This is a genomic window from Pseudomonas sp. IT-P44 (assembly GCF_949768225.1).
Taxonomy (GTDB): domain Bacteria; phylum Pseudomonadota; class Gammaproteobacteria; order Pseudomonadales; family Pseudomonadaceae; genus Aquipseudomonas; species Aquipseudomonas migulae.
Map to the genome: position 1 here is coordinate 81229 of NZ_CATKQM010000010.1, position 18796 is coordinate 100024.

General features: G+C 60.0%; 17 protein-coding genes. 13 read left to right on the forward strand and 4 right to left on the reverse strand.

The features are described from left to right. The first annotated feature begins 53 nt into the window (after window positions 1–53). From gshA to tauD, 5 genes are all read left to right on the forward strand, one after another. Complete coding sequence (gene gshA, locus ACM6IO_RS05625; RefSeq protein WP_192226737.1) at window positions 54–1637, forward strand: glutamate--cysteine ligase; 1584 nt, start codon at window positions 54–56, stop codon at window positions 1635–1637. Between the two features lie 245 nt (window positions 1638–1882). Next, on the forward strand, window positions 1883–2860 hold the full coding sequence (gene tauA, locus ACM6IO_RS05630; RefSeq protein ID WP_008032265.1) for a taurine ABC transporter substrate-binding protein: 978 nt from the start codon (window positions 1883–1885) through the stop codon (window positions 2858–2860). Window positions 2861–2876: 16 nt separating this feature from the next. Further along, complete coding sequence (tauB, locus tag ACM6IO_RS05635) at window positions 2877–3671, forward strand: taurine ABC transporter ATP-binding subunit (protein ID WP_008040159.1); 795 nt, start codon at window positions 2877–2879, stop codon at window positions 3669–3671. After that, the gene (tauC, locus tag ACM6IO_RS05640) at window positions 3668–4501 is read left to right on the forward strand and encodes a taurine ABC transporter permease TauC (protein ID WP_008032267.1); all 834 of its coding nucleotides are present in this window, start codon (window positions 3668–3670) and stop codon (window positions 4499–4501) included. The genes tauB and tauC overlap by 4 nt, the downstream gene beginning before the upstream one ends. 55 nt (window positions 4502–4556) lie before the next feature. Next, on the forward strand, window positions 4557–5399 hold the full coding sequence (gene tauD / locus ACM6IO_RS05645; RefSeq protein WP_207285582.1) for a taurine dioxygenase: 843 nt from the start codon (window positions 4557–4559) through the stop codon (window positions 5397–5399). A gap of 134 nt (window positions 5400–5533) precedes the next feature. On the opposite strand, the gene mgrA is transcribed toward tauD, so the two are convergent. Together mgrA and ACM6IO_RS05655 are read right to left on the reverse strand one after the other, a co-directional pair. After that, window positions 5534–6571, reverse strand: a complete 1038-nt coding sequence (mgrA, locus tag ACM6IO_RS05650; RefSeq protein WP_414911112.1) for an L-glyceraldehyde 3-phosphate reductase — start codon at window positions 6569–6571, stop codon at window positions 5534–5536. Between the two features lie 134 nt (window positions 6572–6705). Then, window positions 6706–7596: a LysR family transcriptional regulator gene (locus ACM6IO_RS05655; protein ID WP_008040163.1), complete on the reverse strand. Its 891-nt coding sequence runs from the start codon at window positions 7594–7596 to the stop codon at window positions 6706–6708. A 127-nt stretch (window positions 7597–7723) separates the two neighbouring features. Here ACM6IO_RS05655 and ACM6IO_RS05660 point away from each other — a divergent pair, with 127 nt between their 5' ends. Together ACM6IO_RS05660 and ACM6IO_RS05665 are read left to right on the forward strand one after the other, a co-directional pair. After that, the gene (locus ACM6IO_RS05660) at window positions 7724–8464 is read left to right on the forward strand and encodes an SDR family oxidoreductase (protein WP_414911113.1); all 741 of its coding nucleotides are present in this window, start codon (window positions 7724–7726) and stop codon (window positions 8462–8464) included. A gap of 149 nt (window positions 8465–8613) precedes the next feature. After that, window positions 8614–8874: a hypothetical protein gene (locus ACM6IO_RS05665; RefSeq protein ID WP_008032471.1), complete on the forward strand. Its 261-nt coding sequence runs from the start codon at window positions 8614–8616 to the stop codon at window positions 8872–8874. 2 nt (window positions 8875–8876) lie between these two features. On the opposite strand, the gene betT is transcribed toward ACM6IO_RS05665, so the two are convergent. Together betT and epsC are read right to left on the reverse strand one after the other, a co-directional pair. Continuing rightward, the gene (betT, locus tag ACM6IO_RS05670) at window positions 8877–10832 is read right to left on the reverse strand and encodes a choline transporter BetT (protein WP_192227008.1); all 1956 of its coding nucleotides are present in this window, start codon (window positions 10830–10832) and stop codon (window positions 8877–8879) included. A gap of 427 nt (window positions 10833–11259) precedes the next feature. After that, the gene (gene epsC / locus ACM6IO_RS05675) at window positions 11260–12186 is read right to left on the reverse strand and encodes a serine O-acetyltransferase EpsC (RefSeq protein ID WP_008032476.1); all 927 of its coding nucleotides are present in this window, start codon (window positions 12184–12186) and stop codon (window positions 11260–11262) included. Between the two features lie 192 nt (window positions 12187–12378). Here epsC and ACM6IO_RS05680 point away from each other — a divergent pair, with 192 nt between their 5' ends. The 6 genes from ACM6IO_RS05680 (at window position 12379) to ACM6IO_RS05705 (ending at window position 18781) form a co-directional block, all read left to right on the forward strand. Then, the gene (locus tag ACM6IO_RS05680; RefSeq protein ID WP_008032477.1) at window positions 12379–13371 is read left to right on the forward strand and encodes a D-cysteine desulfhydrase; all 993 of its coding nucleotides are present in this window, start codon (window positions 12379–12381) and stop codon (window positions 13369–13371) included. 313 nt (window positions 13372–13684) lie between these two features. Then, the gene (gene tcyJ / locus ACM6IO_RS05685) at window positions 13685–14485 is read left to right on the forward strand and encodes a cystine ABC transporter substrate-binding protein (RefSeq protein ID WP_008032479.1); all 801 of its coding nucleotides are present in this window, start codon (window positions 13685–13687) and stop codon (window positions 14483–14485) included. Continuing rightward, the gene (gene tcyL / locus ACM6IO_RS05690; RefSeq protein WP_008032482.1) at window positions 14485–15150 is read left to right on the forward strand and encodes a cystine ABC transporter permease; all 666 of its coding nucleotides are present in this window, start codon (window positions 14485–14487) and stop codon (window positions 15148–15150) included. Before tcyJ ends, tcyL begins: the two co-directional genes overlap by 1 nt. Before the next feature lie 4 nt (window positions 15151–15154). Beyond that, window positions 15155–15910, forward strand: a complete 756-nt coding sequence (tcyN, locus tag ACM6IO_RS05695; RefSeq protein ID WP_192226725.1) for an L-cystine ABC transporter ATP-binding protein TcyN — start codon at window positions 15155–15157, stop codon at window positions 15908–15910. Window positions 15911–16385: 475 nt separating this feature from the next. Beyond that, window positions 16386–17150 carry a hypothetical protein gene (locus ACM6IO_RS05700; RefSeq protein WP_414911114.1) on the forward strand — a complete coding sequence of 255 codons (765 nt, stop codon included), beginning with the start codon at window positions 16386–16388 and terminating at the stop codon, window positions 17148–17150. Between the two features lie 389 nt (window positions 17151–17539). Next, window positions 17540–18781 carry an SfnB family sulfur acquisition oxidoreductase gene (locus ACM6IO_RS05705; protein ID WP_192417251.1) on the forward strand — a complete coding sequence of 414 codons (1242 nt, stop codon included), beginning with the start codon at window positions 17540–17542 and terminating at the stop codon, window positions 18779–18781. The last annotated feature ends 15 nt before the right edge of the window (window positions 18782–18796 follow it).

Consider the following 18796-nt stretch of genomic DNA (forward strand, 5'->3'; position numbering starts at 1 on the left):
GACCGTCCTGCCCACCCCCATATTGGGGCGACTGACGCGTGAAGGAATCCAACTTGAGCGAACTTCTCAACCGCCGCCTGGCTCTGCTCGGCGAGCGCGCTAACCTCTCTCTGCTCGAACAGTGCCTTCACGGCATCGAACGTGAATGCCTGCGCGTGACCGGCGAAGGTCGCCTGGCGCAAACGCCGCACCCGGAAGAATTGGGTTCCGCGCTGACCAACGAACAAATCACCACCGACTATTCCGAGTCGCTGCTGGAGTTCATCACGCCCGCCCTGCCCGACCCGGCCGACACCCTGGCGAGCCTGGACAGGATTCACCGTTTTGCCTACAGCAAGCTCGGCAACGAGTACCTGTGGAGTCCATCGATGCCGTGCCCGTTGCCGGCCGAGGAAGATATTCCGATCGCCTATTACGGCACCTCCAACATCGGCAAGCTCAAGTATGTCTACCGCAAGGGCCTGGCCCTGCGCTACGGCAAGACCATGCAGTGCATCGCCGGGATTCACTACAACTTCTCCCTGCCGGAGAAGCTCTGGCCGCTGCTCAAGCAGGCGGAAGGCTTTGTCGGTACTGACCGCGACTATCAGTCGTCGGCCTACATCGCGCTGATCCGTAATTTCCGCCGCTACAGCTGGCTGCTGATGTACCTGTTCGGTGCTTCGCCAGCGCTGGACGCCGGTTTCCTGCGCGGTCGCACGCATCAGTTGGAACAGCTGGACCCGGACACCTTGTACCTGCCGTACGCCACCAGCCTGCGCATGAGCGATCTGGGTTACCAGAGCAACGCCCAGGCCGGCCTGACGCCGTGCTACAACGACCTGGCGAGCTACACCGACAGCCTGCGCAAAGCGGTGGCCACACCGTATGCGCCGTATGTCGAAATCGGCACGCACCAGGACGGTGAGTGGGTTCAGCTCAACACCAACATCCTGCAGATCGAAAACGAGTACTACTCCAACATCCGCCCGAAACGCGTGACCTACACCGGCGAACGGCCGATCCAGGCGCTGGTGGCCCGTGGCATTCAGTACGTCGAAGTGCGTTGCCTGGACATCAACCCGTTCCTGCCGATGGGCATCGACCTGACCGAGTCGCGGTTCCTGGATGCGTTCCTGCTGTACTGCGCGCTTAACGACAGCCCGCTGTTGACCAGTAATTCGTGCGGCAACGCGACATCGAACTTCCTCAGCGTGGTCAAGGAGGGTCGCCGTCCGGGCCTGCAACTGCAACGCGACGGTCAACCGGTTGACCTGAAAGAGTGGGCGGGCGAGTTGCTGGAGAAGATTGCGCCACTGGCGGCGTTGCTGGATCAGAGCCATGGCGGTGATGCGCACAGCAAGGCATTGGACGCGCAACTGGCCAAGGTCAAGGATTCGTCCCTGACGCCATCGGCCCAAGTGCTGGCCGCAATGGCCGAACACAAGGAAAGCTTCAGCCAGTTCTCCCTGCGCCAGAGCCAGGCCCATGCGGAATATTTCCGCAGCGAGCCGTTGAGCAGCGAAGACCAGGCAACATTTGAAGAGCGCGCGCGCTCCTCGCTGGCTGAGCAAGTGGAGCTGGAGCAGAACGAAGTCGGCGATTTCGATGTGTTTGTCGGCTCATATCAGGCAAGCATTTTGGCAATCAGCAACTAACCTCTGAAGGTCCTTCGAATCTTTTCGCGGGCAAGCCTCGCTCCTACAGTTTTGTGTCGGTCACCCAGTTGTGACTCGATCCCCAACCTGTAGGAGCGAGGCTTGCTCGCGAAGGCTGCGCCGCGGTCTTGCTTAGAATTTTCCGCTCATAAGCTCATTCGAAAAAGTTATTTATTTTCGGATTCTTATATCATTTAGTCTCTTTTTCACGCCGACTCTCGGTCCGCCTGAAAAGGAGCTTCCCAATGAAACTGCATTTCCCTCTTCGCCTCCTGGCGGCCGCGTCTTTGGCTGCGGCGAGTTTCTTTGCCCAGGCGGCTGACGTGACGGTCGCCTACCAGACCACCGTGGACCCGGCGAAAGTCGCCCAGGCCGACGGCGCCTACGAAAAAGCCACCAACGCCAAAATCGACTGGCGCAAATTCGACAACGGTGCCGACATCATCGCCGCCATCGCTTCCGGTGACGTGCAGATCGGCTACCTCGGTTCCAGCCCTCTGACGGCTGCAATCACCCGCAAAGTCCCGGTTGAAACCTTCCTCATCGCCACCCAGATCGGTGCCGCTGAAGCCTTGGTTGCCCGCGACGGCTCCGGGATCAAGACGCCGCAAGACCTGATCGGCAAGAAAATCGCCGTGCCGTTCGTTTCCACCGGCCACTACAGCCTGCTCGCCGCGTTGAAACACTGGAACATCGACCCTTCGAAAGTCACCGTACTCAACCTCGCCCCGCCAGCCATCATCGCCGCATGGAAACGCGGTGACATCGACGCCACCTACGTGTGGGACCCCGCGCTCGGCGTGGCCAAGGAAAACGGCAAAGTGCTGATCACCTCCGGCGAACTGGCCAAGTTCGGCGCACCAACGTTCGATGCCTGGATCGTGCGTAAAGACTTCGCCGAGAAGCACCCGGAAATCGTCACCGCGTTCGCCAAAGTCACCCTCGACGCCTACGCCGATTACCGCAAAGACCCTAAAGCCTGGCTCGCCAATCAATCCAACGTCGACAAGTTGGTGAAGCTGTCCGGTGCCAAGGCCAGCGACATTCCGCTGCTGCTGCAAGGCAACGTCTACCCGCTGGCGGCTGACCAGGTGATCACCCTCGGCGCGCCGACCACCAAAGCCATCACCGACACCGCCGTGTTCCTGAAAGAACAAGGCAAGGTCGAGGCCGTGCTGCCGGACTACGCGCCGTACGTCAGCGCCAAGTTCATCACCAACTGATCGGGAGTTAATTGCGATGGCCTTGCTACAGCTGGAGCGCATCAGCGCACAGTACCCCGGCAGCCCGGAACCGGTATTGGCGGATATTTCCTTGAGCCTTGGGCCCCAGCAATTGCTGGTCGCCCTCGGCCCGTCCGGCAGTGGCAAGACTTCGCTGTTGAACCTGATTGCCGGTTTCGTCGAGCCCAGCGCCGGGCGCATCACCCTCGATGGCGTGCCGGTCAAAGGCCCGAGCGCCGAACGCGGCGTGGTGTTTCAGGACGACGCGCTGCTGCCTTGGCAAGACGTGTTGGCCAACGTCGGTTTCGGTCTGGAACTGGCCGGTGTCTCCCGGGACAAACGAGAAATCCGCGCTCGGGAAATGCTTGCACTGGTGGACCTTTCCGGTTTCGAAAATCGGCGGATCTGGCAGCTGTCCGGTGGCCAGAAGCAGCGTGTCGGTCTCGCCCGTGCTCTCGCCGCCGACCCTCGCGTATTGCTGATGGACGAACCTTTCGGCGCCCTCGATGCCTTCACCCGCGAACAGATGCAGGAGCTGCTGCTGCAAGTCTGGCAGCGCACCGCCAAACCCGTATTCCTGATTACCCACGATATTGAAGAAGCGGTATTTCTCGCCACAGACCTGATTCTGCTGGCGCCAAATCCCGGGCAAATCGTCGAGCGCCTGAGCCTGGATTTCGGTCAGCGTTACGCCGCCGGCGAGTCCGCACGGGCGATCAAATCCGACCCGCGCTTTATCGAAACCCGCGAACACGTACTCGCCAAAGTGTTCTCCCAACGCAGCGCCGCCACGCGGCAGGAGCGCGCATGAGCAGCTATGAAATTCCGGCCGTGACGGTGAAACCGGGTTCGACGGTGATTCCTGTTCGGCGCAGCCTCAGTACTCGCTGGATCAGCGTGCTGACCCTGGTCGCGCTGGTTGCCCTGTGGTGGGCCGTTACCGCCACAGGAATGATCGAACCGCTGTTCCTGCCGCCACCGTCCGCCGTGCTGCAAAAAGGCTGGTTGTTGGTGACCACCGGCTACATGGATTCGACGTTGTGGCAGCACTTGGGCGCGAGCCTCAGCCGCATCGGCCTGGGCCTTGGTTTTGCCGTGCTGACCGCCGTGCCGGTCGGCATCGCCATCGGTCACAACCGTATTGCGCGCGGCATTCTCGATCCGCTGATCGAGTTCTACCGCCCGATTCCACCGCTGGCCTATCTGCCGCTGATTGTCATCTGGTGCGGCATTGGTGAATTGTCAAAAGTCCTGCTGATTTACCTGGCGATTTTCGCCCCGATCGCCATCGCCACCGCGACTGGCGTGCGCACCGTCGACCCGGCCAAATTGCGCGCCGCACAGTCTTTGGGCGCGACCCGGGCGCAGTTGATTCGCCATGTGATTTTGCCGAGTGCCTTGCCGGACATCTTGACCGGTGTGCGCATCGGTCTGGGCGTGGGCTGGTCAACGCTGGTCGCCGCCGAACTGATCGCCGCCACCAGCGGCCTAGGCTTCATGGTGCAGTCGGCCGCACAGTTCCTGGTCACCGATGTGGTGGTGCTGGGGATTCTGGTGATTGCGCTGATCGCCTTCGCCATGGAGATGGGCTTGCGTGCGCTGCAACGCAAACTGGTGCCGTGGCACGGCCAGGCTCACTAAAGACTTGTCATTGACCATGCCGACAGATCGGCACCCCGGATTGAAGAGAACCACCATGAGCAACCTGACAATCGTCCCCCTCAGCTCCGCCCTCGGCGCGCAAATCAGCGGCATCGACATCAGTCAGCCATTGAACCTGGAACAGCGTGATGCCATCGAGCAGGCACTGCTCAAGCATCAGGTTTTGTTCTTCCGCGACCAGCCGATCACGCCGCAGCAACAGGCGCGTTTCGCCGCCAACTTCGGCGACCTGCACATTCACCCGATCTACCCGAATGTGCCGGAACAGCCGGAAGTGCTGATCCTCGACACCGCCGTCACCGACGTGCGCGACAACGCGATCTGGCACACCGACGTGACCTTCCTGCCGACCCCGGCGATGGGCGCAGTGCTCAGCGCAAAACTGTTGCCGGAGTTTGGCGGCGACACGTTGTGGGCCAGCGGCATTGCGGCCTATGAGGCGCTGTCCGCGCCGATGAAAAGTCTGCTGGAAGGGCTGACGGCGACGCACGATTTCACCCGTTCGTTTCCGTTGGAACGCTATGGCAACACGCCTGAAGCATTGACTCAGTGGGAAGAGGCTCGCCGCAAGAATCCACCGTTGTCGCACCCGGTCATTCGTACGCACCCGGTGAGCGGGCGCCGTTCGTTGTTCGTCAGTGAAGGGTTTACGTCGAAGATCAATGAGCTGTCGGAGACTGAGAGCGAGGCGATTCTGAAGTTTCTGTTCGCCCATTCCACGCGGCCAGAATTCACCATTCGCTGGCGCTGGCAGCAGGACGACATCGCGTTCTGGGACAACCGCGTGACGCAGCATTACGCGGTGGATGACTACCGGCCGGCACGGCGGGTGATGCAGCGGGCGACGGTGTTGGGGGATGTGCCGTTTTTTCGGTGAGCCCCGGAGTTCTTTATTGACATTGATGACCTCTTCGCGAGCAAGCCCGCTCCCACATTAGACCGCGTTCAATGTGGGAGCGGGCTTGCTCGCGAAGGCGATATAGCAGGCGCCAGATAAACCGGCGCGAACGCTTACTCCGCAGTCGAAGGCTTCTCCCAAAGATTGATCCCGCCCTCTTGGGCAAACCGGTCAATCTCCGCCAACTCTTGCGCACTGAAGCTCAGATTCTTCAACGCCCCGACGTTCTCGATAATCTGCTCCGGCCGGCTCGCGCCGATCAGCGCCGAAGTCACCCGAGGGTCGCGCAGCGTCCACGCCAACGCCAGTTGCGCCAGGCTCTGGCCGCGACGCTTGGCAATCTCATTGAGCCCACGCACATGGGCGATGTTGGCCTCCGACAGGTGCGAGGACTGCAACGAACCGCCGCCCGGACGATTGACCCGTGCATCCTTCGGAATGCCGTTGAGGTATTTGTCGGTCAACAGGCCCTGCGCCAACGGCGTGAACGCAATCACGCCGGTGCCCAGCTCGTCGGTGACATCCAGCAGATCCTTTTCCACCCAGCGATTGAGCAGGTTATAGGCCGGCTGGTGAATCAGCAACGGCACTTTCCACTCTTGCAACAGCGCCGCCATCTCACGGGTTTTCACCCCGGAATACGACGAGATGCCGATGTACAACGCCTTGCCCTGCTGCACCGCCGTGGCCAGTGCGCTGGCGGTTTCTTCCAGCGGCGTGTCCGCGTCGAAACGGTGGGAGTAGAAAATATCCACGTAATCCAGGCCCAGACGCTGCAGGCTCTGATCAAGGCTGGCCAGCACGTATTTACGCGAACCACCGCCCTGCCCGTAAGGACCGGGCCACATGTCCCAACCCGCCTTGCTCGAGATGATCAGCTCGTCGCGATACTGCTTGAAATCTTCACGCAGCAAACGCCCGAAGTTGGTCTCGGCGCTGCCGTACGGCGGGCCATAGTTATTGGCGAGGTCGAAATGGTTGATCCCCAGATCGAACGCCGTGCGCAGCAACGAGCGCTGGGTGTCGATCGGCGTGCTGTCGCCGAAGTTGTGCCACAGGCCCAGGGACAACGCCGGCAACACCAGACCGCTGCGACCGACGCGGCGGTAAGGGATGGAGTCGTAGCGGTTTTCGGCAGCGGTGTAGGTCATCGAATCCTCTCTTGTCTGTCTTGAAGTTGGTATCGACTGCTTCGCAAGTTGCCCAGCATACGCCCAGACAAACGTCGATAAACCTCGGACTTGAGGAAATGCTGAAACGTTTCACATATTTTCGATTCGAGGGGCTAACGCGCCCCGGCAAACACCTCACCCAACCAATCCACAAACACCCGAACCCGTGGCGACATGTGTCGGTTATGCGGATACAACACTGAAACCGGCATCGGTGGCGGCGGTGTATCGATCAGGACTTCCTGCACCAGGCCTTGGGCGATCTGCGTTTCCATTCGGTAATGCGGGCACTGGATCAAGCCCAGTCCGGCAATGGCCGAGGCGGCGTAGATTTCTGCGCCGAACACCGAGATCGCGCCCTCGATGGCGACTTCCTGCAACTCGCCATCGACCATGAATTCGAACGGGAACAACTTCGCCGTGGTGCGCGAGACGTAGTTCACCGCGCGGTGATGTTTGAGGTCTTCGAGGGATTTTGGCTCGCCGAATTTGCGCAGGTAAGCCGGGCTGGCGCAGGTGATCTGGCGCAGGTTGGCGACACGTTTGCCAATCAGCGCCGAGTCGCCGAGTGTGCCGGCGCGCAGCACACAGTCGACGCCTTCGGCGATCAGGTCGACAAAGCGGTCGGCCTCGCTGATGGACAGTTCGATGTCCGGATAGCGCTCCATGAATTGCGGCAAGGCGGGGATGACAAAACTCTTGGCCAGCGTGCCGTGCAAATCCACCCGCAATCGTCCCTTCGGCGCGACGCTGCGAAAAGCCAGTTCAGCTTCTTCCAGTTCCGCCAGCAATTGCACACAGCGCAAGTAGTACGCCTCGCCGTCCAGCGTAGGACGCACCTTACGCGTACTGCGCTCCAGTAAACGCGTACCGAGCCAGGCTTCGAACTGGTTCAGCGTGTGGGTCAGGGTTGCCCGTGGCAGGTTCAGGTCTTCGGCGGCCAGGGTGAAGCTGCTGCGCTCGTAGATCCGCACGAACACCTTCATCGCTTTGACTTGATCCATGGCGTTCGCGACCTTTGATTGTTGGCGATTATTGAACAGTCAAGGCAACTCTCGTGCATTTATCAGCCTGAGTAAACATGTGAGTCTGGCTTCACCCCAAACGGACCCCCTCAAAGGATTCACCGCCATGACTACTCAAACTTCGAAAGTTGCGATCGTGACCGGCGCCTCCCGCGGCATCGGCGCCGTGATCGCCAAACAACTGGCCAGCGAAGGTTTCGCCGTCGCCATCAACTACGCCAGCAGCGCCACTGAAGCCTCAAAGCTGGTCGTTGAACTGCGTCAGGCCGGCCATCAAGCCATAGCGATCAAGGCAGACGTGGCCAATGCCGACGATGTACGCCGGATGTTCGACGAAACCGAAACGCAACTGGGCAAAGTCGATGTGCTGATCAACAACGCCGGCATCCTCAAAGTGATGCCGCTGGCGCAGCACACGGACGAACTGTTCGACCAGAACTTCAACATTCACGCTCGCGGCACTTTCAATACGTTGCGTGAAGCGGCGACCCGTTTGAACAGTGGCGGCCGGATCATCAACTTCTCCAGCAGCACCGTCGGCATGAACCTGCCGGGCTACGCCGTGTACATCGCCAGCAAAGCCGCGGTGGAGTCCCTGACTCAGGTGTTCGCCAAGGAAATGCGCGGTCGCAACATCACCGTCAACGCCGTTGCGCCTGGCCCGGTGGCGACCGATTTGTTTTTGCACGGCAAGAGTGAAGAGCAAATCCAGACCTTCGCCAAGATGCCGCCGCTGGAACGCCTGGGGCAGCCGGAAGACATCGCGCGTGTCGTGTCTTTCCTGGTCGGCCCGGATTCGGCGTGGGTCAATGGACAGATTCTGCGGGTGAATGGCGGGTTGGTTTAAGCTGCTATGTAGGCAGGATTGACGCCTTCGCGGGCAAGCCTCGCTCCTACAGTTTGGTGTCACTCCTGTAGGAGCGAGCGGTGCGACGATTCGACTTGCCCGCGAAGGCAGCCTCAAACGCAACACACTTCTGAAGGGAGGAACGCATCATGCACACCACGATCATCATCACCTTCGGCCTGGTCCTCCTGGCGCTGATGCTGTTCATCGGCGAGAACATCGGCTTCAGCCGCCAGACGCTGACCTACAGCTTCATCGTGTTGTGGCTGGCCCTGACGATGATCAACGGCGCCATCGGCGTGGTCACCGCCGGCCAGTCCGTGACCACGGAGCTGGTGGTCGGCAGCATCGTGTTCAGCATCCCGGTGGCGGCGCTGGTGTTGTTCATGGTGATGAGCAGCGAGGCCTGAGCTCAACGCACCAGGTGCAAAAACTGCAGGTGCCGCTCGTACTGATCGAGGATGTCGTTGATGACCTGGTCCTTGGTGTAACCCACCAGATCGTAGTCCTGACTGCCCTCGCTCAGGTGCACTTCGGCCCGATAATAACGGCGATTGTTGAGTTGCTTGGGACCCATGCCGCCACGGGCGAATGACGGCGTGAAGTAGCCACGCATCTGCACCTGATAGATGAACGGATGCTGCTCGCCGTGACCGATTTCCAGGCTGACGCTGTCGTTCGCCGGATCGGGTTGAGTGATCACGTTCAAACCCTTCTCGACGAACACCGCCGACACCTCTTCAATCGCCGGGCGCACCGTCGTGTCGAGGAAGCGATAGACCTCATCCCGCGACGGGAAATGCACCGCCTGACTCAAACGCTGACGCCAACCGCCGCGCCGCGATCCGGACACCGGCGCCAGGGAATGCAGCTGCGCGATCTGCTTCTGCGACTCTAGGTAAAACGCCTTGTGCAGGCCCCACATCATCAGCAGCAAGATCATCGAGAACGGCAACGAAGTCAGCACCACCGCTGACTTCAGCGCATCGATGCTGCCCGAAAACAGCAGCGCACTGGTGACCAGCGCGGTCATCGCGCCCCAGAACACCCGCAGCCATTTCGGCCCGTCTTCATCCGGGTTGCCGCCCTTGGCCGAGAGTGTCGACAGCACCACGGTGCCGGAATCGGCCGAGGTGACGAAGAACACGAAGCTGATGAACACCGTGACCGCAATCACGGTTTTGCTCCACGGGTAGGTTTCCAGCAGCAGGTACAGCGTCATCGATGGGTTGTCGATGGCCGACATGCCGAGCGCGCTCATGCCGTGGTTAAGCACCTGGTCGATGGCGCTGTTGCCGAAAATCGACATCCACGCCAGGGTGAAACCGAGCGGGATCAACAGCACGCCAAAGACGAATTCGCGAATGGTACGGCCACGGGAAATCCGCGCGATGAACAGACCCACGAATGGCGACCACGCGATCCACCACGCCCAGTAGAACACCGTCCAGCCGCCCAGCCAGTCGCTGGGTTTGTCGTAGGCGTAGAGGTCGAAACTTTTCATCGGCAAGGCGCCGAGGTAGTCGCCGAGGTTCTGGATCAAGGTGTTGAGCAGGTGCTGCGTAGGGCCGGCGAACAACACGAACAGCAGCAGCGCACAGGCCAGCAGCATGTTGATGTCGGACATCACCCGCACGCCTTTATCGACGCCGGCCACTGCGACGATGATCGCCGCGCCCATCATCAGCGTGATCAGGCCGACCTGAATCCACTGGGTGTGAGCGATGCCGAACAGGTAGTCCAGACCCGAGTTGAGGTGCAACACGCCGAAGCCCATGTCGGCACCGAGGCCGAACACCGTGGCGATGATGCCGAAGCCATCCACCGCATAACCGATCGGGCCGTTGATGCGTTTGCCGATCAGTGGGTACAGCGCCGAACGCAAGGCCAGCGGCAGGTTATGGCGGTAAGCGAAGTAGGCCAGCGCCATGCCGACGAAGGCAAACACGCCCCAGCCGTGCAGGCCCCAATGCAGAAACAGAATCTGCATCGCCTGGCGCGCCGCGTCCGCTGTCCCGGCCTCGCCTTGCGGCGGTTGCAACAGATGGGTCAGTGGTTCGGACACGCAAAAGAAGAACAGCGTGATGCTGATCCCGGCGGCGAACAGCATGCCGGCCCAGGACAGGTAACTGAATTCGGGCTCGTCGTGGTCGGCACCGAGCTTGATCTTGCCGTAGCCAGACAAGGCGGTGACCACCACGAAGACCAGATACAGCGTCATCGCGAGCATGTAATACCAGCCGACCGTATTGGCCGCCCAGTTTTGCGCTTGCAGCAACCAGGCGCCGGCTTGTTCAGGCATGGCAATAACGACGATACCGAACAGAAAAATAAACGTCGCCGAGAAGTAAAACACCGGCGGATTCATGCGGATCTGGCCGCTGGCGGGGGTGGACGATGCACTCATGAAAGGTGCACCTCGAGGGGGTGAAACCGGGCAATCAATAACGGACTCGGCAAGGGCAAGCCTCCTGTTGTGAGCGGGCAGCAAACCGACGGTTTAACTTGAATGAGCGTTCAAGTTAAACATGGATAGGGGGCTAAGGACTAATCGCAGGGCTCGGCGGTCGTGTTCGTACGCTAGCTCAAGGATGGGTATGACGTGGGGTTTTGGGGGATTTGTTCAGGGGGGAATTGGGTGGATACCATTGTCTCGGATCGGCTTGAAACCATTCGCGGGCAAGCCTCGCTCCTACAGGTTTTGTGTTGTTCATAGATCTATTGTTCGACACAAAACCTGTAGGAGCGAGGCTTGCCCGCGAAGGCGTCTGGAAGGCCGCTAAAGCTTTCGGGCCTTACTTCTGCGTCCCATCATCATGCTGCAAATTCGCCTGTGTCAGGTTGGCCCCTGCCGGAACGCTGCGCGTCAGCCAGACATTGCCGCCAATGGTCGAACCCTTGCCGATGGTGATCCGCCCCAGGATGGTCGCGCCGGCATAAATCACCACATCGTCCTCAACAATCGGATGCCGTGGATGGCCCTTTTGCAGCTGACCATCTTCATCCGCCGGGAAGCGTTTGGCGCCCAGGGTCACGGCCTGATAAATCCGCACACGCTCGCCGATGATCGCGGTCTCACCGATCACCACACCCGTCCCGTGATCAATGAAAAAGCTGCGGCCGATCTGCGCGCCCGGGTGAATGTCGATACCCGTCGCCGAGTGCGCGATTTCTGCGCTGATCCGCGCCAGCAGCGGCAGCCCGGCACGGTACAAATGGTGGGCGAGGCGATGGTGAATCACCGCCAGAATCCCCGGATAGCACAGCAGCACTTCATCGACGCTGCGGGCCGCCGGGTCACCGTGATAGGCCGCCAGCACATCGGTGTCCAACAGGCTGCGCAGGCCCGGCAGGGCGAGTGCGAAGTCCTGGATGATCTGGATCGTTTTGGCTTCGACTTCAGTGTCGGCCGAGGCACTGTGGCGGGCGGCGTAACGCAGTTCGAGCCGTGCCTGTCCCAGCAATGCATTCAACGCGACGTCCAGCGTGTGACCGACGTAGAAATCTTCACTCTCTTCACGCAGGTCGACCGGCCCCAGGCGCATCGGGAACAACGCCCCGCACAACGCTTCAAGAATCTCCGCCATGGCCGCTCGGGAAGGCAACTCGCGGCCACCCTGCTCGCCGCTGGCGCGGCCGTTTTGTGCACGCCACTCGTCACGCGCCGTGCGCAGTTGGCTGACGATGGTCTGCAATTGCCAATGGCTGGAACGCTCGCTCACGGTAAAAACTCCACACGGGCGGCCGGACTGTCTGGCCGCACTGACGGCGATTACTTTACGGCAAGGTCTGGAAACCGAATTAAGAACTGATTGTGCTGTGCTCAGCACTTTTGGCTATAAGTAATCTTGCCGGTTGCCCATGCATTTGGGCGTGCCTATAGTCCTGACATCTCTCACCGCCAGTACGGACCCATGATCAAACAACAGCTCGCCCGTTTTGACCGCCTCGATCTGCTCGGCCACCCGACCCCTCTGGAAAAACTCGAACGCCTGTCGGCCTGGCTGGGCCGCGACGTGTACGTCAAACGCGATGACCTGACGCCGCTGGCGATGGGCGGCAACAAGCTGCGCAAACTCGAATACCTGGGAGCCGATGCGCTGGCCCAGGGCGCGGACACGCTGATCACCGCCGGCGCGCTGCAATCCAACCACGTGCGCCAGACCGCCGCCCTCGCCGCCAAACTGGGCCTGGGATGCGTAGCGTTGCTGGAAAATCCTCTGGGCACCGAAGACGCCAACTATGTCGGCAACGGCAATCGGCTGCTGCTTGACCTGTTCGATGCCAAGGTCGAGTTGGTGGACAACCTCGACAACGCTGACGAGCAACTGGAAGCATTGGCCGCACGCCTGCGCAGCAACGGCAAAAAGCCATATCTGGTGCCGATTGGAGGCTCCAATGCGTTGGGCGCCTTGGGTTATGTTCGCGCCGGGCTGGAATTGGCCGAACAGATCAAGGACACCGGCCTGACTTTCGCCGCCGTCGTGTTGGCATCGGGCAGCGCCGGGACCCACAGCGGCCTGGCGCTCGCGTTGAGCGAAGCACTGCCGGATTTGCCAGTGATTGGCGTGACGGTTTCGCGCAGCGAAGAAGATCAGCGGCCGAAGGTTCAAGGCCTCGCCGAGCGCACCGCAGCACTGTTGGGCGTCAGCCTGCCAGCGAGTTTCAAGGTTGAGTTGTGGGACGAATATTTCGGCCCGCGCTATGGCGAGCCTAATGCCGGGACGTTGTCGGCGGTAAAACTGGTTGCGAGCCAGGAAGGCTTGTTGCTGGACCCGGTGTATACCGGCAAGGCGATGGCGGGGTTGCTGGACGGGATTGGGCGTCAGCGTTTTGATGAGGGGCCGATCATTTTCCTGCACACCGGTGGGGCGCCGGCGTTGTTTGCCTACGATTCGGCTTTTTAAGAGCGCTTTGCGCTCTATCGCCAGCAAGCTGGCTCCTACAAGTTCGTGTCGTTAAGAAATTTATAGTCCGACACAAACCCTGTAGGAGCCGGCTTGCTGGCGATAGCGGTCTACCTGACACATATTCCTTTAAAGAATAACAAACGCAATATTTATTATTTTCCTATCTATAAGCACCGTCATATAGTCACGCCGCAGGCGAATTTGCAGCGAGACGCATACGCTGCTTTAGGGCAGGATATCGCAGTCGTCCAAATCCCGATTTTGCCAACATTCCTAAAAGCGTCTTCATAAGAAATCACAGGGGCTTGTCATGAATTTTTCCGCACTACGTCGAAATCTGCTGGTGGGTTCGCTGGGCCTGGCGCTAAGCGCCGGTCTGCTGGGGCAAGCGGTTGCCGGTGAGCAGCTGCAAAAAATCAAGGACGCTGGCGTGATCAACGTCGGCCTGGAAGGCACTTACCCACCGTTCAGCTTCGTTGACGCCGACGGCAAACTGACCGGCTTCGAAGTCGAGTTCTCCGAAGCCCTGGCCAAAGAGCTGGGCGTGAAGGTCAAACTGCAACCGACCAAATGGGACGGCATCCTCGCGGCGCTGGAATCCAAGCGTCTGGACGCAGTGGTCAACCAGGTGACCATCTCCGAAGAGCGCAAGAAGAAGTATGACTTCTCCGAGCCGTACACCATTTCCGGGATTCAGGCGCTGGTGCTGACCAAAAAAGCTGCCGAGCTGAACATCAAGTCTGCCGCCGACCTGGCTGGCAAGAAAGTCGGCGTAGGCCTGGGCACCAACTACGAGCAGTGGGTTAAAGCCAACGTGCCGACCGCTGATGTGCGCACCTACGAAGATGATCCGAGCAAGTTCGCAGACCTGCGTAACGGCCGCACCGACGCCATCCTGATCGACCGCCTCGCCGCACTGGAATACGCCAAGAAGGCCAAGGACACTTCCGCCGCCGGCGAAGCGTTCTCCCGCCAGGAAGCCGGCATTGCCCTGCGCAAAGGCGAGCCTGAGTTGCTGGCAGCGGTGAACAAGGCCATCGACAAGCTGCGTGCCGACGGTACGCTGAAAAAGCTTTCGGAAAAATACTTCAGCGCTGACGTCACCAAATAATGGGAGAAGCTTTCCAACTTGCGCTGGACTCCGCGCCCTTCCTGCTGAAGGGCGCGTACTACACGGTAATCCTCAGCCTGGGCGGGATGTTTTTCGGCCTGGTGATGGGGTTCGGCCTGGCGTTGATGCGCCTGTCGCGCTTCAAACTGGTGAGCTGGCTGGCCCGCATCTACGTGTCGTTCTTTCGCGGCACGCCGTTGCTGGTGCAACTGTTCGTGATCTATTACGGCTTGCCGCAACTGGGTATCGAACTTGATCCGCTGCCGGCGGCCCTGATCGGCTTCTCGCTGAACATGGCCGCCTACGCCTGCGAAATCCTGCGTGCCGCGATCAGCTCCATCGAGCGTGGCCAGTGGGAAGCCGCCGCGAGTATCGGCATGACCCGCGCGCAGACATTGCGCCGGGCCATCCTGCCGCAAGCGATGCGCACGGCATTGCCGCCGCTGGGCAACAGCTTCATCTCGCTGGTCAAGGACACGGCGCTGGCCGCCACCATTCAGGTGCCGGAACTGTTCCGTCAGGCGCAGCTGATTACCGCCCGGACTTTCGAAATTTTCACCATGTATCTTGCCGCCGCGCTGATCTACTGGGTTCTGGCCACGGTGCTCTCGCACCTGCAGAACAAGCTGGAAGAGCGGGTCAATCGGCACGACCAGGAGTCCTGACCCCATGATTGTCGTGGAAAAACTGACAAAGCAGTTCAAGGGTCAAGTAGTGCTTAACGGCATTGATCTGGAAGTGAAGGAAGGCGAGGTAGTGGCAATCATCGGGCCGAGCGGCTCGGGGAAAACCACGTTCCTGCGTTGCCTGAATTTTCTCGAAGAACCCTCCAGCGGCCGGATCAAGGTCGGTGACATCGAGATCGATGGCAGCCGCCCGTTGAACCAGCAGCAGGGCCTGGTGCGGCGCTTGCGTCAGCACGTCGGCTTCGTGTTCCAGAACTTCAACCTGTTCCCGCATCGCACCGCCCTGGAAAACGTCATCGAAGGCCCGATCATCGTCAAGAAGATCGCGCACGCCGAAGCCGTTGCCCTGGGTAAAAAGCTGCTGGCCAGGGTTGGCCTGGCAGGCAAGGAAGACGCGTACCCGCGACGTCTTTCCGGTGGACAGCAACAGCGTGTGGCGATTGCCCGTGCGCTGGCGATGGAACCGGAAGTGATTCTGTTCGACGAACCCACCTCGGCACTCGATCCGGAGCTGGTGGGTGAAGTGCTGGCGACCATCCGCAGCCTCGCCGAGGAGAAGCGCACCATGGTCATCGTGACCCACGAAATGGGCTTTGCCCGCGACGTGGCCAACCGCGTGGTGTTTTTCGACAAGGGTGTGATCGTCGAGCAAGGCGAAGCAAAAGAATTGTTTGCCCATCCGAAAGAAGAACGGACAAAACAGTTTCTCAGCAAGTTCCTGAACAACGCTCAACACTGAGCAGCCATAACAGCGACATAAACTTCCACGGATGGAAGTTACATCGAAACTTCATACCCCCTTCAACCGCCACTCAAACCACTCTTACAATTTATCCCTCTTTCAATAATCGCGTGCGGTACATATATATGTCCTGCGACAGATTATCCTCGCCTAAAATCCACAAAACACTTGCGCATTGCCATACGAACAACCGGCACCTCTCACCGCAAAAAAACGCTGATTCGGTGGGTATGTTCGACAAGTCGATGGGGCTTCCGGACCTGAAAGCGTAGGAGCTTTCTGAATAACGAAAGATTCGTTACTTAACTAACCAACTCTATTGACACTTATTCCAGCGCACTCTTATCTAGTCTCCGGCAAACGAACTCATCACGTTCAATCGTTGTTCATACGCAAGTAATGAGTCGTTTGTGGCTCGGCCAATCAGTTCTTTCAGAAACGGACTTCGCTGCAAGACTTCAAGGAGAAACCCATGAAACATATTTCGAAAAAACCCGAACTTGCGGCACCGACCGTGGAGCAATCCCACCGGAGCGGCATCAACATCACCTCGGCTTCTCACCTGCTGATTGCCGTCGCGCCTTATCCCGGCATGGACGAAGGCGACTTGATCGAACTGTTCTGGGACAACTGCTACGTGGCCTCCAGGGTGCTGAACCCCTTGGACGTCGGCAAATCCGTCAGCCTGCGCGTGCCGCAAAGCTTCATCGCCAACGGCTCCTCTCGCATTCACTACCGGCTGATGCAGGTCGGCCATGGGCCAGCGCTGTCACCGACAACCTGCGTGCAGGTCAAGCTCGACTGCCCGGGAGGCCAGCCCTCTGCCCTGTACGGCGATGAAATCCAGAGCCTGGCGCCGGTGAGCATTCCCGAAACCATCCGCCGTCAGGGCGTCAACCCGAACCAGATCAAGCGCGGCGTTCCCTTGACCATCGAGCCGTACCTGAACATGGCCATCGACGATGAAATCACCCTGCGCTGGGGCGATGTGCGCATGGACCTGCCACGGCTCAAGGCCGGCGATGTGGGCCAGCCGATTCAGGTCTGGGTGCCGCCGGCGATCATTCTTGAAGCCGGCGAAGACCTGCGGCTGGAAGTGACCTACTGCATCCTCGACCGCGTGGGTAACAACTCTCGCTGGGCGCCGGCGCGTACGTTGAAGATTGGTTGTGCCAATCCCTATCTCAAAATCCCGCAGAGGGAAGTGCTTATGGCCGCAGAATCCCGAAAAAATTGAGATCCATACCATCCCCTGTAGGAGCGAAGCTTGCTCGCGAAAAACGATAACGCGTCGTGTCAGAACTTACGCCTTCGCGAGCAAGTCGGATCGCCGCACCGTTCGCTCCTACAAAAGCCGACCGCTGGGTGTTTCTGTTGCTACAAGAACAAAGTGTTGCCCTGCGTACAGTTGCTCACGACACACTTCTATCCATATTCCTAAAAGTTAGTTTATTTAATTTTTATACACGCTTAGGGTATATAAACCGGACCACCGGACATTCTTGTTTTTACTTCGCCGCATCCATCGCGGCGTTCCATGAGATGTGAGGTAGGTATGGTCCGGAACACAATCACCCCAGTGCAGATCGCCAGGGCATTGCGTGCAGCAGCCAAGGAGCGGCACTGATGTCCAGTCTGGCAGATGCAATCGTCCAGAGTGATCTGGACATCGCCCCGTTGTTGTTGCCCGCTCAGGTTTTGCGCAACGACGCACAAGCCATCAAGGCCGCCCATGAGCTGGCGCAGGTCGCCCGCCAACAAGCGGCTAAACGCGACCGTCAGCGCAAGCTGCCCTGGTCGGAAATCGAACAGTTCACCCGCAGCGGCCTGGGCAGCATTGCCATCCCGCGCGAATACGGCGGCCCGCAGGTTTCGTTCGTCACCCTGGCCGATGTTTTTGCGATCATTTCCGCAGCCGACCCGGCACTGGGACAGATCCCGCAGAACCAGTTCGGCATTCTCAACCTGGTGCTCGGCAGCGCGACCGAAGCGCAGAAAAAACAGCTGTTCAAAAGCGTGCTCGAAGGTTGGCGCATCGGCAATGCCGGGCCGGAGCGCGGCACCAGGAACACCCTGGAACTCAAGGCTCGGATCACCGCCGACGGCGACGGATTTGTCATCAGCGGGCAGAAGTTCTACTCCACCGGCGCCCTGTTCGCCCACTGGGTGGCGGTCAAGGCGCTGAACGACGACGGCAAGCAAGTACTGGCCTTCGTCCGTCGCGGCACACCGGGCTTGCGGATCGTTGATGACTGGTCCGGTTTCGGCCAGCGCACTACCGCCAGCGGCACCATTTTGCTCAACAACGTGCGGGTCGACGCCGAGCTGGTGGTGGATAACTGGAAGATCAACGACAAGCCGAACATCCAGGGTGCCGTCTCGCAGCTGATTCAAGCGGCCATCGACGCCGGCATCGCTCGCGGCGCCATCGACGACGCCATCGAATTCGTGAAAACCCGCGCCCGCCCATGGATCGACGCCAAGGTCGAACGCGCCAGCGATGATCTTTATGTGATCGCCGACATCGGCAAACTGAAAATCGAACTGCACGCCGCTGAAGCGCTGCTGCGCAAAGCCGGACAGGTACTCGATCAGGTCAACGCCGCGCCGCTTACCGCCGAGTCCGCCGCCCGTGCCTCGATTGCCGTGGCCGAAGCCAAGGTGCTGACCACCGAGATCTCGCTGCAGGCCAGCGAAAAGCTCTTCGAGCTGGCAGGCAGCCGCGCCACCCTCGCCGAATTCAACCTCGACCGCCATTGGCGCAACGCCCGCGTGCACACGCTGCACGATCCGGTGCGCTGGAAGTATCACGCCGTCGGCGCCTATCACCTCAACGGCACGCTCCCCGCTCGCCACTCCTGGATTTAACGACCAGACACCTGG

Coding starts and splice junctions, on each gene's coding strand:
- ACM6IO_RS05705 (WP_192417251.1), top strand. CDS start 17,540: ATGTCCAGTCTGGCAGATGCAATCGTCCAGAGTGATCTGGACATCGCC.
- tcyL (WP_008032482.1), top strand. CDS start 14,485: ATGGGAGAAGCTTTCCAACTTGCGCTGGACTCCGCGCCCTTCCTGCTG.
- ACM6IO_RS05660 (WP_414911113.1), top strand. CDS start 7,724: ATGACTACTCAAACTTCGAAAGTTGCGATCGTGACCGGCGCCTCCCGC.
- tauB (WP_008040159.1), top strand. CDS start 2,877: ATGGCCTTGCTACAGCTGGAGCGCATCAGCGCACAGTACCCCGGCAGC.
- ACM6IO_RS05665 (WP_008032471.1), top strand. CDS start 8,614: ATGCACACCACGATCATCATCACCTTCGGCCTGGTCCTCCTGGCGCTG.
- mgrA (WP_414911112.1), bottom strand. CDS start 6,571: ATGACCTACACCGCTGCCGAAAACCGCTACGACTCCATCCCTTACCGC.
- ACM6IO_RS05700 (WP_414911114.1), top strand. CDS start 16,386: ATGAAACATATTTCGAAAAAACCCGAACTTGCGGCACCGACCGTGGAG.
- tcyN (WP_192226725.1), top strand. CDS start 15,155: ATGATTGTCGTGGAAAAACTGACAAAGCAGTTCAAGGGTCAAGTAGTG.
- tauD (WP_207285582.1), top strand. CDS start 4,557: ATGAGCAACCTGACAATCGTCCCCCTCAGCTCCGCCCTCGGCGCGCAA.
- ACM6IO_RS05655 (WP_008040163.1), bottom strand. CDS start 7,596: ATGGATCAAGTCAAAGCGATGAAGGTGTTCGTGCGGATCTACGAGCGC.
- tcyJ (WP_008032479.1), top strand. CDS start 13,685: ATGAATTTTTCCGCACTACGTCGAAATCTGCTGGTGGGTTCGCTGGGC.
- tauA (WP_008032265.1), top strand. CDS start 1,883: ATGAAACTGCATTTCCCTCTTCGCCTCCTGGCGGCCGCGTCTTTGGCT.
- betT (WP_192227008.1), bottom strand. CDS start 10,832: ATGAATCCGCCGGTGTTTTACTTCTCGGCGACGTTTATTTTTCTGTTC.
- ACM6IO_RS05680 (WP_008032477.1), top strand. CDS start 12,379: ATGATCAAACAACAGCTCGCCCGTTTTGACCGCCTCGATCTGCTCGGC.
- tauC (WP_008032267.1), top strand. CDS start 3,668: ATGAGCAGCTATGAAATTCCGGCCGTGACGGTGAAACCGGGTTCGACG.